This window comes from Mesorhizobium sp. 128a (genome assembly GCF_053848025.1).
On sequence record NZ_JBSPKY010000014.1, the window covers coordinates 144,773 to 157,893 of the forward strand.

At 63.9% G+C, this 13,121-nt stretch carries 13 protein-coding genes; 8 read left to right on the forward strand and 5 right to left on the reverse strand.

Features of this window, described 5'->3' with window-relative positions:
- Window positions 1-90: 90 nt before the first annotated feature.
- Window positions 91-1,587, reverse strand: coding sequence for an FAD-linked oxidase C-terminal domain-containing protein (locus ACWTU9_RS22765; protein ID WP_455860243.1), 1,497 nt, complete (start codon window positions 1,585-1,587; stop codon window positions 91-93).
- Window positions 1,588-1,875: 288 nt separating this feature from the next.
- Window positions 1,876-3,198 carry a DUF3422 family protein gene (locus ACWTU9_RS22770; RefSeq protein WP_455860244.1) on the reverse strand — a complete coding sequence of 441 codons (1,323 nt, stop codon included), beginning with the start codon at window positions 3,196-3,198 and terminating at the stop codon, window positions 1,876-1,878.
- 275 nt (window positions 3,199-3,473) lie between these two features.
- Here ACWTU9_RS22770 and ACWTU9_RS22775 point away from each other — a divergent pair, with 275 nt between their 5' ends.
- Genes ACWTU9_RS22775 through ACWTU9_RS22785 form a run of 3 tightly spaced genes read left to right on the forward strand, consistent with a single transcriptional unit; the run spans window position 3,474 to window position 6,251 of the window.
- A complete protein-coding gene (locus ACWTU9_RS22775; RefSeq protein ID WP_455860245.1) occupies window positions 3,474-4,271 on the forward strand; it encodes an FCD domain-containing protein in 798 nt (265 codons plus the stop codon).
- Between the two features lie 19 nt (window positions 4,272-4,290).
- Window positions 4,291-5,427: an alpha-hydroxy acid oxidase gene (locus tag ACWTU9_RS22780; protein ID WP_455860246.1), complete on the forward strand. Its 1,137-nt coding sequence runs from the start codon at window positions 4,291-4,293 to the stop codon at window positions 5,425-5,427.
- A gap of 56 nt (window positions 5,428-5,483) precedes the next feature.
- Window positions 5,484-6,251: a metallophosphoesterase gene (locus ACWTU9_RS22785; RefSeq protein ID WP_455860247.1), complete on the forward strand. Its 768-nt coding sequence runs from the start codon at window positions 5,484-5,486 to the stop codon at window positions 6,249-6,251.
- Here ACWTU9_RS22785 and ACWTU9_RS22790 read toward each other — a convergent pair.
- Entirely contained in the window at window positions 6,248-6,388 is a 141-nt protein-coding gene (locus ACWTU9_RS22790) for a hypothetical protein (protein WP_006206855.1), read from the reverse strand. The two genes, ACWTU9_RS22785 and ACWTU9_RS22790, sit on opposite strands and share 4 nt — an antisense overlap.
- 279 nt (window positions 6,389-6,667) lie before the next feature.
- The gene (locus tag ACWTU9_RS22795; RefSeq protein WP_455860248.1) at window positions 6,668-7,366 is read right to left on the reverse strand and encodes a type 1 glutamine amidotransferase; all 699 of its coding nucleotides are present in this window, start codon (window positions 7,364-7,366) and stop codon (window positions 6,668-6,670) included.
- A gap of 86 nt (window positions 7,367-7,452) precedes the next feature.
- On the opposite strand from ACWTU9_RS22795, the gene ACWTU9_RS22800 reads away from it, so the two are divergent.
- The 4 genes from ACWTU9_RS22800 (at window position 7,453) to ACWTU9_RS22815 (ending at window position 11,513) form a co-directional block, all read left to right on the forward strand.
- Window positions 7,453-8,100, forward strand: coding sequence for a hypothetical protein (locus ACWTU9_RS22800; protein WP_455860249.1), 648 nt, complete (start codon window positions 7,453-7,455; stop codon window positions 8,098-8,100).
- Between the two features lie 31 nt (window positions 8,101-8,131).
- A complete protein-coding gene (locus tag ACWTU9_RS22805; protein WP_455860250.1) occupies window positions 8,132-8,866 on the forward strand; it encodes a 16S rRNA (uracil(1498)-N(3))-methyltransferase in 735 nt (244 codons plus the stop codon).
- A gap of 153 nt (window positions 8,867-9,019) precedes the next feature.
- Complete coding sequence (locus tag ACWTU9_RS22810) at window positions 9,020-10,393, forward strand: glutamate--cysteine ligase (RefSeq protein ID WP_455860251.1); 1,374 nt, start codon at window positions 9,020-9,022, stop codon at window positions 10,391-10,393.
- Window positions 10,394-10,481: 88 nt separating this feature from the next.
- Entirely contained in the window at window positions 10,482-11,513 is a 1,032-nt protein-coding gene (locus ACWTU9_RS22815; protein ID WP_455860252.1) for a DUF937 domain-containing protein, read from the forward strand.
- A 183-nt stretch (window positions 11,514-11,696) separates the two neighbouring features.
- On the opposite strand, the gene ACWTU9_RS22820 is transcribed toward ACWTU9_RS22815, so the two are convergent.
- A complete protein-coding gene (locus ACWTU9_RS22820; protein WP_455860253.1) occupies window positions 11,697-11,987 on the reverse strand; it encodes a DUF1127 domain-containing protein in 291 nt (96 codons plus the stop codon).
- A gap of 177 nt (window positions 11,988-12,164) precedes the next feature.
- Here ACWTU9_RS22820 and ACWTU9_RS22825 point away from each other — a divergent pair, with 177 nt between their 5' ends.
- Entirely contained in the window at window positions 12,165-13,121 is a 957-nt protein-coding gene (locus ACWTU9_RS22825; protein WP_454577449.1) for a LysR substrate-binding domain-containing protein, read from the forward strand.

Consider the following 13,121-nt stretch of genomic DNA (forward strand, 5'->3'; position numbering starts at 1 on the left):
AACAGTGAGGCATACAAGCAGCCAATCTCCCCCTTGCGGGGGAGATGTCCGGCAGGACAGAGGGGGATGTTCAAGCGCCGGCATATCAGCTCAAAACCTCGGAATGTCCGGAAATGTCACCTGCCCGCGATGCACATGCATCCTCCCCAGCTCGGCACATCGCCGCAGTTGCGGGAACACCTTGCCCGGGTTGAGCAGATGGTTGGGGTCGAAGGCGCATTTGACGCGCATTTGCTGGTCGAGGTCGATCTGGTTGAACATTTCCGGCATCAGATCGCGCTTCTCGACGCCGACGCCGTGCTCCCCAGTCAGGACGCCGCCAACCTTGACGCAGAGCCGCAAGATGTCGGCGCCGAAGCTTTCCGCCTTGTCGAGTTCGCCCGGCACGTTGGCGTCGTAGAGGATCAGCGGGTGCAGATTGCCGTCGCCGGCATGGAAGACGTTGGCGACGCCGAGACCGTATTTTTCCGACAATTCGCGCATGCCGGCGAGCACGCGCGGCAGTTCCTTGCGCGGGATAGTGCCGTCCATGCAGTAATAGTCGGGCGAGATGCGCCCGACCGCGGGGAAAGCTGCCTTGCGGCCGGCCCAGAAACTCAGCCGCTCCTGTTCGGACTGCGAGATGCGGCAGGTGGTGGAGCCGTTCTTGTAGGCGATCGCCTCGACGAGGCCGATCAGATGGTCGACCTCGACGCCCGGCCCGTCGAGCTCGACGATCAGCAGTGCCTCGACATCGAGGGGGTAGCCGGCATGGACGAAATCTTCCGCGGCGTGGATTGCCGGGCGATCCATCATCTCCATGCCCCCGGGAATGATTCCCGCGCCGATGATGTCGGCGACGCACTGGCCGCCCTGCTCGCTGGTCGGGAAGCCGATCAGCAGGGCACGCGCCGTCTCCGGCTTCTTCAGGATGCGCACCGTAACTTCGGTGACGACGCCGAGCAGGCCTTCGGAGCCGGTCATGACGCCGAGCAGATCGTAACCTTCACTGTCGAGATGATTGCCGCCGAGGCGGATCACCTCGCCGTTCATCAGCACCATCTCGATGCCCAGCACATTGTTGGCGGTCAGGCCGTATTTCAGGCAATGCACACCGCCGGAATTTTCAGCGACATTGCCGCCGATCGAGCAGGCGATCTGCGAGGATGGATCAGGGGCGTAGTAAAAGCCCTCCTGCTCGACGGCGGTCGTGATACCGAGATTGGTAACGCCCGGCTGGGCGACGACGACGCGGTCGGGATAGTCGATCGCGAGGATACGGTTGAAGCGGCTCATGACCAGAAGCACGGCATCCTCGAGCGGCAGCGCGCCGCCCGACAGCGAGGTGCCGGAGCCGCGCGGCACGACGCGGATATTGCGGTCGTTGCAGTATTTCAGCACCCGCGACACCTGCGCCACCGTTTCCGGCAGCACCACCACCAGCGGCAATTGCCGATAGGCGGTGAGGCCGTCGCTCTCGAAGGCCCGCATTTCATTGGTTGCGTCGACGACGCCCTCGCCAGGCACGATGATGCGCATGTCGGCGACGATCTCTGCGCGCCTTCGCATCGTGGCGTCGTCTGGCTTCGGCATGGCAAGGCCGGACATCGGCAGCGTCCTCTGCTTGGCTGGTAAAAATCTTTTACCAGCGAGGCGCGCCGGTTGCAAACCCTGCTTTGGTCGGGAGGACAGGCAAGGCATGGCGGCGGCCTTCCGCAGCGGCAATCTGCCGCTGTGCTTTCTCCCCCCTTGAGGGGGAGATGGCCGCGAAGCGGTCAGAGGGGGTCCTTGCGCGTCAAGCGCCGACGTCTTCTGGCGTCGCGGAAAAGGCTAGCACTCCACACGAGACGACCCCCTCTGTCGCCTTCGGCGACATCTCCCCCTCGAGGGGGGAGATTACTCGCCCGGATATTTCACTGGCTCGGAATGCATCCGCCGCACGCGGCGTACGCCCCACCAGACCAGCAGGATGGCGACCGGCACGGCTGCGGCGGTCACGACTTCAGGCGCAAAGGCATGGCCGAAGATCGAGGCGCCCTTGGCGAGATAGGAGATGAGGCCGACGACATAGTAGGAGACGGCAGCGACCGAGAGGCCTTCCACTGTCTGCTGCAGGCGCAGTTGCAGGCGGGCGCGGTTGTTCATCGAGGCCAGCAAATCGCGGTTCTGCTTTTCGACCTCGACATCGACCCAGGTGCGCAGCAGCGTGGTGGCGCGGGTGAGTTTTCGCGACAGATTGGCCTGGCGCTCCTCGACCGAACGGCAGGTACGCATGGCGGGTGCCACGCGGCGCTGCAGGAAGCCGCCCCAGGTGTCGTGACCGGGCACCGCCTCTTCCTCCAGCGCCTCCAGCCGCTCGCGCACGATGCCGTCATAGGCGCGGCTGGCGCCGAAGCGATAGAGGCTGGAGGCAGCATCGGCCTCCAGTTCGGCGGCAAGTTCGGTCAGATCGGCGAGCAGCGTCTGGCTGTCGCGGGTCTCGGCGACCTTCATCTCCAGCGTGGTCTGCGCCAGCCGGTCCTCGATGCGGCGGGCGCGGCCGGACAGAGTCATTGCCAGCGGCAGGCCGAGCATGGCCAGCGTCCGGTAGTTTTCGATGTCGATCAGCCGCTGCGACAGCGCACCGGTGCTGGCCGGCGTCAGGCCGCGGTCGAGCACCAGCATGCGGGTCATGCCGTCGCCGTCCTGACGGAAATCGGTGACGATTGCCGCGTTGCCGCGCTCGACGAGCGAATAGCACAGGCTGGTCGGGTCGAAGCCGGCGATCAGCCTCTCACTGGTCTGCGTCCATTTGCGGATCTCCAGCCGGATGCCGGAGATGACCGTTCCCGGCGGCGAAAACCCGTTGCCGAAGGGCGAGTCCTCTTGGCCGCGGCCGCTTTCGGCCAGCGGCCCTTCCCACAGATAGGTCGAGAATTCGGTGTGCCGCTCCCAGCGCAGCGTGCCCTTGCCCCACTTCATGGCGTGGTGGCGGGCCTGGCGGTCGGGCGCGGCAATGCCCAGGCGCCGCGACAGTTCGGAAAGCACCGCCATGTCGACGCCGGAACCGCCCTCGGTCATGAAGGACAGCTGGATCAACACGCGCGGCTTCTCGACCAGTGGATGCGGGCGGGCATGCACCTCGCCCAGCGCGCCGGGCCGTCCCTCATGCGCGGGAAAGCCCATGACGCTGCCCTGGGCGCGCGGCTGGAATTCGAGGTTGGACGTCTCGTCCGACACGGCTGGTCCCCCTGTTCTCGACCCTTCGTGTTGTCGTGTCCTCTTGAGACAATCGATGAGGCGCGTAAACAGCAAAGTTTAGCCGAAGCGATTTCGCCGGCGCGGCGCTGAAGCCGACCCGACCGGGCGAATTGGATAAATAATTTGACCAGTTGGCGACACTGGCTTTAATCTGCGCGACATTCTCAATCGAAGAAGTAGAGCATGATGTCGTTCCGAAAACCGCTTCACACTTTTCGGCATCATGCTCTAGGCAGGATTTCCCAGGCGCCCCGTTGAGCGATATTTTCTCCAGGATCGAGCATTCGCGCACCGCCGACGAGGTCGTGCAGCAGATCGAAAACCTGATCCTCGAAGGCGTGTTGCGCACCGGCGACCGGCTGCCCGGCGAGCGCGAACTGGCGCGCCAGTTCGACGTGTCGCGGCCGATCCTGCGCGACGCGCTGAAGGCGCTGGAGGGGCGCGGGCTGTTGACCACCAAAGCCGGCGGCGGCACCCATGTCGCCGATGTCATCGGCCAATTGTTCACCAAGCCGGTAACCGACCTCATCTCCATGCACCGCAAGGCGGTGACCGACTATCTGGAATATCGCCGCGAGATCGAAGGCGTGGCGGCCGAATATGCGGCGCGGCGCGCGACAGCAGACGACATTGCGCTGCTCGACCGCATCATGGCGCGCATGGACGAGGCGCACCGCACCGGCAATTTCGACGACGAGGCGGAGATCGACGTCGAGTTCCACCATGCGGTGTGCGAATGCGCGCACAACATCATCCTCCTGCACACGCTGCGCTCCTGCTACCGGCTGTTGTCGGAAGGCGTATTCCAGAATCGGCTGCTGGTGTTCACTGTGCCCGGCGCGCGCGAGGCACTGCTGGCCCAGCACCGGGCTATCTACGGAGCGGTGAAGGCCGGCGATCCGGCTGCTGCCCGCCAGGCGGCGATGGACCACATCTCCTATGTCGAACGCTCGATGCTCGAGGCCGAACGCAGCGGCGACTGGCAGCGCGTCTCGCGACTCAGGCTCAAGCAGCGCTCCGACGCCGGCGACGGCGCAAAAGCAACAAACTAGCGAACCCGCGAGAACCACCATGAGCGACATCCTCACCATTGCCGACCTCAAGGATCTTGCGCGCCGGCGGGTGCCGAAGATGTTCTTTGACTATGCCGATTCCGGCGCCTGGACCGAGAGCACCTACCGCGCCAATGAGGAGGATTTCGGCAAGATCAAGTTCCGCCAGCGCGTGCTGGTCGACATGAGCAACCGCTCGCTGGAATCGACCATGATCGGCGAAAAGGTGGCAATGCCGGTGGCGCTTGCCCCAACCGGCCTGACCGGCATGCAGCATGCCGACGGCGAGATGCTGGCGGCGCAGGCGGCGGAGGAATTCGGCGTGCCGTTCACGCTGTCGACCATGAGCATCTGCTCGATCGAGGATGTGGCGTCGGTGACCAGGAAGCCGTTCTGGTTCCAGCTCTACGTGCTGCGCGACAAGGATTTCGTGCTCGACCTGATCGACCGGGCGAAGGCGGCGAAATGCTCCGCACTGGTGCTGACGCTCGACCTGCAGATCCTGGGACAGCGCCACAAGGATGTCCGCAACGGGCTGTCGGCGCCTCCCAGGATGACGCTGGCCAACATTGCCAATATCGCCATGCGGCCACGCTGGCTCCTGGGCATTGCCGGAACCAAGCGCCGCACCTTCCGCAACATTGTCGGCCATGCCAAGGGCGTTGGCGACGTCGCTTCGCTGGCATCATGGACGACAGAGCAGTTTGACCCGCATCTGTCGTGGAAGGATGTCGCCTGGATCAAGGAACGCTGGGGCGGCAAGCTGATCCTGAAGGGCATTCTCGACAAGGAGGACGCGCTGATGGCGGTCGAGACCGGCGCCGATGCGATCGTCGTTTCCAACCATGGCGGGCGCCAGCTCGATGGCGCGTCGTCCTCGATCATGGCGCTGGAAGAAATCGCCGATGCCGTCGGCGACAGAATAGAGGTGCATATGGATGGCGGCATCCGCTCGGGCCAGGACGTGCTGAAGGCGCTGTGCCTCGGCGCCAAGGGCACCTATATCGGCCGTCCCTTCCTCTACGGTCTCGGCGCCATGGGCAAGGAAGGGGTGACCCTGGCGCTGGAGATCATCCGCAAGGAGATGGACATCACGCTGGCACTGTGCGGCAAGCGCCTGGTGACCGACATGGGCAAGGGTCAGTTGCGGCGCTAGGGTCTTGTTCACCGATTGGCCCTAGCCTCGCTGGGATCACGGAGACCACGCCAGCCTTGACCGAGACCGGCATCCACTATCTCGACGCACGCGCGCCGGACGGCATGCGCCTTTATGCGATCGGCGACGTGCATGGCCGGCACGACCTGCTCGCCGCCATGCACCGCCGCATAGAGAGTGAGCTCAAATATAAGCCGACCGCCGATTGCCGCATCATCCATCTCGGTGACTATGTCGATCGCGGGCCGGATTCAAAAAGCGTCCTCGACTTCCTGATCGAGGCGCAAAAGCGCGATCCACGCAACCTGATGCTGGCCGGCAACCACGACATCGGCTTCCTGGACTTCCTCACGGAGCCCGATCCGGACGGGTTGTTCATGCGCTATGGCGGCGTGCAGACGGCACAATCCTATGGCGTTGACCTGATTGGAGACGCACGCTGGTTCGGCAAGGCGGACGCAGTGCGGCGCGGCCACGCTGACTTGGTCAATGCAGTGCCGCAAGCCCATGTCGACTTCCTGCGGTCGCTGCAATTGTCACTGATTTTCGGCGATTTCTTCTTCTGCCATGCCGGCATCAGACCGGATGTGCCGCTGGACAGCCAGAGCCCGCAGGATCTGGTCTGGATCCGCGACGTCTTCCACAACCATCCGGGGCTTTACCCGAAAGTGGTCGTGCACGGCCACACGCCGGTGCCGGAGGCCGAACTGATGCCGAACCGTGTCAATGTCGACACGCTCGCCTGGCAGTCAGGCATGCTCAGCGCGCTCGCCGTGGACGGCGCCGACAAGCGTATCCTGACGGTGCAAGGAAAAGCGTTTTAACGGAGCGCGGCGGTGACGCCGTAGCCGTCGACGGCCTGATGGTTGTTGGCTGCATCGGCGGAATAAATGCCGAGACCGCACAGCACGATGGCAGACAGCATGACAAAGGACAGAAGCGCTGCTTTCACGGACGTCATCTCTTGTTGAGCTTCCTGCATCTGGGCACGAGGCGGTTACCAATGGGTTGAAACGGAGAATTCGTCTCAAAGTTTCGACGATTTCGCGCTTGTAGGTCGATTCTGTATCGGCGGTGTGTCGCGCGGATCACACAAAAGGTTCATCGCGGTTGCATTGCCGATGCAGAGCGCGCGCCTTGTAGGCTAGCGTTCGGCCACAAACCAAGGATGAAAGATGTTGTCCCCGGCGGATTCACCGCCGCGTGCCAATTATGCAACGGCCGGCTTCCGCGCCGGGGCTCAGATCGTCGCCACCCAGGCGCGGGCAATGGCGAGGCCGGCGGCATCGGCGTCGGGACCGTTGCGGGCCATTTCGGCATCAAGCCGGTCGTGCCAGTCGGGATGGCGCTCGGCAATGAGCGGTGCGAAGGATGTGCTCCAGTCCTTCACCATCGGCCGGTCGGCCTCGAAGTGGAACTGGAAGCCGTAGACGGCGCGGCCGATGCGAAACGCCTGGTTCTCGGCAATTTCGCTACCGGCGAGCCGCACCGCATTTGCAGGGAGCGCGAAGGTATCGTCGTGCCATTCGAAGATGGGGAAGTCCTGGGGAAGTGCGGCGAGCACCGGATCGGTTTTGGCATCCGGCGTCAGCGACACCTTGTGCCAGCCGAATTCCGAGGCGCCGCCGATCTGGTTCTCGCCGCCGAAGGTGCGGGCGACCAGTTGGCCGCCGAGGCAGATACCGAGCACCGAGCGATCCTTGGCGGCGAAATCGCGGGTAAGGTCGAGCAGTGCGGGGAAATAGGGGTAGTCGTCGTCGGCCAGCGCGTTCTGCCCACCGCCGAGCATCACCATGGCATCGTGTCCAGTCGCGTCGTCCGGCAGCGGATCGCCTTTGTAGGGCCGGCGCAGGTCGAGATCGGCGCCGGCTTCGGCAAGCGCCGCGCCCACCTGGCCGAGGCCGGTGTTGTCGTAGTTCTGGACCACCAGCACCCGCATACGGAAACCCTGCTGACATGAAATGACGGGACGAGCGATATCATGTCGCCAGCATTGCAGCCAAGATGCGCATTCGGGAGAGAACTATGCCACTGCAAAACCGGGTCGACCCGTTCGGCGCCATCCATGCCGTGCCGGAGCGCGGCCTGCTTACCGGCAACCGCGGCATCATCCACGACCCGCAGACCAAGACGCTGCTGAAGAAGCGCTGGGCTTTGCCGGCCTGGATCATCTGCGTCTGCCAATTCCGGGACGTTCGGCGCGAGCCGATGGGCAGGAACAGGCCCGGCGGCAAGGCCGGCTGGACCGAGCTGTTCTTCCTCGACGAGGTGACGGCGCTGGCGGCCGGGCATCGGCCTTGTTTCTATTGCCGGCGTGAGCGAGCCACGGATTTTGTCGGCCGCTTCGGCAAAGCGGTCGGCATAACCGAACCGCGCGCGCCAATGGTCGACAAGCGCTTGCACAAGGAGCGGCTGGCGTCGGGGGGAAAGCCACCAGCTGTTACCGCGGAGGAGCTTTCCGGGTTGCCCGACGGAACAATGATCGGAGATAGCGTCACCGCCTATGCGCTGCGCGGCTGCAAGGCACTGCCCTGGTCGTTTGCGGGCTATGGCGATCCAGCTGCCTTCGGCAGCGTTACCGGGCGGCAGCTGCGCCTGCTCACCCCTGCCACGACCATTTCGGTACTGCGGCAGGGCTTTGAGCCGGTGTGGCATCCTTCCGCCGAGACTTGACGCCAGACACCGCCTCGCCCATTCCTCGGCGATGCGCGCCAATTACAAGATGCAGCGGCTGTTCGTGCCGGACGATCTCGCACCCGATATCGAATTCGATGCCGGCCAGCAGCAGAGCCATTATCTCATGCATGTGCTGCGGCTCGGAGAAGGCGCTGAGATCCTGGTTTTCAACGGCCGCGACGGCGAGTGGTCGGCGGCGATTGCCGCCGGGTCGAAGAGGGCGGTGCGGCTGAAAGTTCTGGTCCCGCAGCGGCCGCAACCGCCGCTGCCCGATCTGATCTACTGCTTCGCGCCGCTGAAGCAGGGCCGGCTCGACTATCTCGTGCAGAAGGCGGTGGAGATGGGGGCCGGCATCCTGCAGCCGGTAATCACCCAGCACACGCAAGTGGCAAAGCCCTCCATCGAGCGCCTGCGCGCCAATGTCGTCGAGGCGGCCGAGCAATGCGGCATACTGGCGGTGCCGGAGGTGCGTGATGCCGAGAAATTCGAGCGTCTGCTCTCCGGCTGGGACAAGCAACGGCGGCTGATCTTCTGCGACGAGGACGCCTCGACCAACAATCCGCTGCCGGCATTGCAGGCGATCAAGGAAAAGAAGCTGGCGCTGCTGGTCGGGCCGGAGGGCGGCTTCTCCGATGAGGAGCGCAAGATGCTGCGGGCGCTCCCCTTCGTCACCGCCATCCCGCTCGGCCCACGCATCCTGCGCGCCGATACAGCAGCGGTGGCCGCCTTTGCGGTGATGCAAGCAACGATCGGAGATTGGTGAGCTCTTCCCCTTTTCCCTTCGGGACGGAAGAAGGTTCACCGCTGCCGTTCAATTCCTCTTGACCTGTGGCTCAGGATTTTTCGCTTGATCGGCTACTGACATTTCGTCCATTTAGCGCCGGCGGTGGGGTCCAACCGCCTTTGAGGGCTAAAAATGGCGCGCGACACTACCGATTTCCGGCCGATCGAAGACTTCGACGAACTGGTCGAACACCTGGCCGAAGGCAACAAGCCGCGCGACAAGTGGCGGATCGGCACCGAGCACGAGAAGTTCCCGTTCTATGTCGACGGCAACGCGCCGGTGCCCTATGGCGGCGAGCGCGGCATCCGCGCCATCCTCGAAGGCATGCAGCACAAGCTTGGCTGGGATCCGATCATCGATGATGGCCGCATCATCGGCCTGGTCGAGCCGACCGGCCAGGGCGCCATCTCCCTGGAGCCTGGCGGCCAGTTCGAACTGTCCGGCGCGCCGCTGGAGTCGATCCATCAGACCTGCCGCGAGGGCAATGCGCATCTGGCGCAGGTGCGCGAGATCGCCGAGCCTATGGGCATCCGCTTTCTTGGCCTCGGCGGCAGTCCAAAATGGTCGCTTGCCGAGACGCCGAAAATGCCGAAGTCTCGCTACGAGATCATGACCCGCTATATGCCCAAGGTCGGCACCAAGGGTCTCGACATGATGTATCGCACCTGCACCATCCAGGTGAACCTCGACTTCGAGAGCGAAGCCGACATGCGCCGCAAGATGCAGGTGTCGCTGAAGCTGCAGCCCCTGTCGACGGCGCTGTTTGCCAACTCGCCCTTCACCGACAGCCGGCCGAACGGGCTGCAGAGCTGGCGCGGCGACATCTGGCGCGACACCGACAACCAGCGTTCGGGCCTGCTCGAATTCTGCTTCTCGCCCGAGTTCGGTTTTGCCGACTATGTCGAATGGGCGCTCGACGTGCCGATGTATTTCGTCATCCGCGACGGCCACTATCACGACATGACGCACGTCACCTTCCGCCAGTTCATGGCTGGTGCTGCCCGTAATGAGGTGCCGGACGGGCTGCCAACCATGGGCGACTGGGCGAACCACCTGTCGACGCTGTTTCCGGACGTGCGTTTGAAGCGCTTTCTCGAAATGCGCGGCGCCGATGGCGGACCGTGGCGGCGCATCTGCGCGCTGCCGGCCTTCTGGGTCGGGTTGCTCTATGACGAAGCAGCGCTTGACGCCGCCGAAGCGTTGACCTCGAGCTGGACCTATGGAGAAACGCTGGCGATGCGCAATGCGGTGCCGGAACAAGGCATTTCGGCGCCGTTCCGCAACACGACGCTGCGTGAGATCGCCCGCGACGTGATGGCCATTTCACGCATGGGCCTGAAGAACCGCGGCAAGAAAAACCGCGACGGCTATGACGAGACCTCATTCCTCAACACGCTCGACGAAGTCGTGGCGCGCGGGACCACCAGCGCCGAGGAAATGCTGTCGGCCTACCACACGCGCTGGGGCGGTTCGATCGAGCCGGTGTTCATGGAATATGCCTATTAACTGCGCGCCTTGAGGAGCGGCAAAAGCCGCTTCAATCGAACATCGAAACGAACTAGGTTCTCCCAAGGATTTCCCGGAGGAGAAACCGATGCCTACCTTGTTCGACATATTGGCACAGGCGCAGAACGGCAACGGCATGCAGGCGCTTGCCCAGCAGTATGGGCTCTCGATGCAGCAGACGCAGGCGGCGGTCGCCGCGCTGCTGCCCGCTTTCTCGCAAGGGCTGCAACGCAACACGGCCGATCCCTACGGGCTCGGTGCCTTCATGACGGCGATGGCCAGCGGCCAGCACGCCAAGTACTTCGAGGACGTGACCAGGGCCTTCTCGCCGCAAGGCGTCAATGAAGGCAACGGCATTCTGGGTCATCTGTTCGGCTCGAAGGAGCTTTCGCGCGCCGTGGCCAGCCAGGCAGCGCAGGCGACCGGCGTCAGCCAGCAGATCCTGCAGCAGATGCTGCCTGCCATCGCCTCGATGGTGATGGGCGGACTGTTCAAGCAGACCACAAACCAGATGCAGGCCGCCGGCGGCTTCGGCGGTGGCAGCAATCCGCTCGGCGAGATCATCGAGCAGATGATGCGGCAGGCCGGAGGCGGCACGCAGCCTGCGCCGCAGCCAGCACCCAATCCTTACGGCGAGAACCCGCTCGGCAAGGTGCTGCAGGACATGTTCGGCGGCGGCGCGCAACAGCCGCAAAGCCAGCCGCAGCAAGCGCCCAATCCCTATGGCGACAATCCGCTCGGCAAGGTGCTGCAGGACATGTTCGGCGGGGGCGCGGCGCAACAGCCGCAGGGGCGGCCGCAGCCAACGCAGCCGCAACAGACTGAGAGTCCCTACGGCAACAACCCGCTGGGCAAGATTTTTGAGGAGATGCTGCGGCAAGGTGGTGGCGGTGGTTTCGGTCTGCCCGGTGGGCAGCCAAGCGAGCAGCCAGCGCCGCAGCCCCAGGCCAAGCAGCGCCAGGCGCCGCAACCGCAGGCCAATCCGAGCGGCAGGCCACGGAATCCGTTCGACGATATTTTCGGCAAGATGTTCGAGACCGGTGCTCAGCAGCGCGACGAATACCAGAAGGGCGTGGAATCGATCTTCGACCAGTTCAAGCGGGACATGGACCGGCGATAGAGGCTTCTCGCTGAGGTGAGTTGAGATTCAGCTCACCTAAAAGAAAAGCCCGGTCCTGGAGGAGGACCGGGCAGTACGCAGGCTGGCCAGCGGGGAACCGGCAGGGAGTGGGGAGCCTGCTATACTCCTTGGTTGCCGCGAGCCTGAAAAAGGTTCACGGCCACCGAAACAAGGCGCCTGATATCACACTACCTGGCGGACAAGATTTTCGATCGTGTCGACACGATCGCTCGCGATCGCACGCAGCTTCACGGTCGGATCACCGCCGAACGGCACATCGATGGCAACATGGAGGTCGGCGCGCGTCAGGCCGATGTCGGCAAGCTCGGCGTCCGACATCTCGCCAAGGCGATAGAAGGCGCGGCGATTTTTCCAGGCTTGGAAGGCGTTGAGAAGAGCATTGGCCACGCGCGTCGCAACGGCCGGACGCGAGGTTATGCGCGAGGTCTCTGTGGCGAAATCATACGTAGCCATGTCAGTCTCCTTCGGAGTCGAGCGGACGGAGCCGGGCAAACAGCGCCTGGGAGAAGCGCCGTTCCGGTCTCGATTCACATGCATTCATGTGGACAATTCGAATTTGCCATGAGCCGATTGATTAATCCAACGAATGTTTCTAATCTTTAGCATCAACGCTAGTGATGGATTGGACCGATGAAAGCGCCACTCGATCTCGACCAGTTGCAGACCTTCATCTCGATTGCCGATACCGGCAGCTTCACCCGCGCGGCCGAGGAAGTGCTTCGCACCCAGTCGGCGGTGTCGATGCAGATGCGGCGGCTGGAAGAGCGGATTGGCAAGCCGCTGTTCGAAAAGGATGGCCGCACCAACAGGCTGACCGAGGAAGGCGACAAGCTGCTCTCCTATGCGCGGCGCCTGCTCTATCTCAACCGCGAGACGCTGGCCGCCTTTGATGACCGGCGGCTCGAAGGCACCATCCGCATCGGCACGCCCGACGACTATGCCGACCGCTTCCTGCCCGAGATCATGGCGCGCTTCACGCGCTCCAACCCGCGTGTCGAGCTGACCGTCATCTGCGAGCCGACGCCAGGGCTGGTCGAGCATATCAAGCGCGGCAATCTTGATTTGGCGCTGGTGACGCACAACGACACGCGCGGCCAGTCGGAAGTGGTGCGGCGCGAACCGCTTCTGTGGGTTACCTCGGCCAACCATGCCACACATGAACAGGAAGTCCTGCCGATGGCTTTCGGCCGGCCGAATTGCATCTGGCGGCGCGCCGCCGTCGATGTACTCGACCGGCAGAACCGCGACTATCGCATCCTGTTCACCAGCTTCTCGGCAACCGTCATCACCGCTGCGGTGCTGTCTGGCCTGGCGATCTCGGTGCTGCCGGAATGCGCGCTCAGGCCCGGCATGCGGGTGCTGGGCGAAGCCGACGGCTTCGGGGCGCTCCCTGATTGCCGCATCGGCATCATGCGCGGCCAGACCTCGCGGCCGGAGATCGTCGACGCTCTGGCCCGCCATATCTCGGAAAGCCTCGACAACATCTCGGTGCCGCTCGGCGATGAGGCGGGCAGCTTCGACTTCGCCGCGCTCGCCTTCGCCAAGATGAAGCGGACCAAGCCAAACCAGATCCTGCCAGGCTGGTAA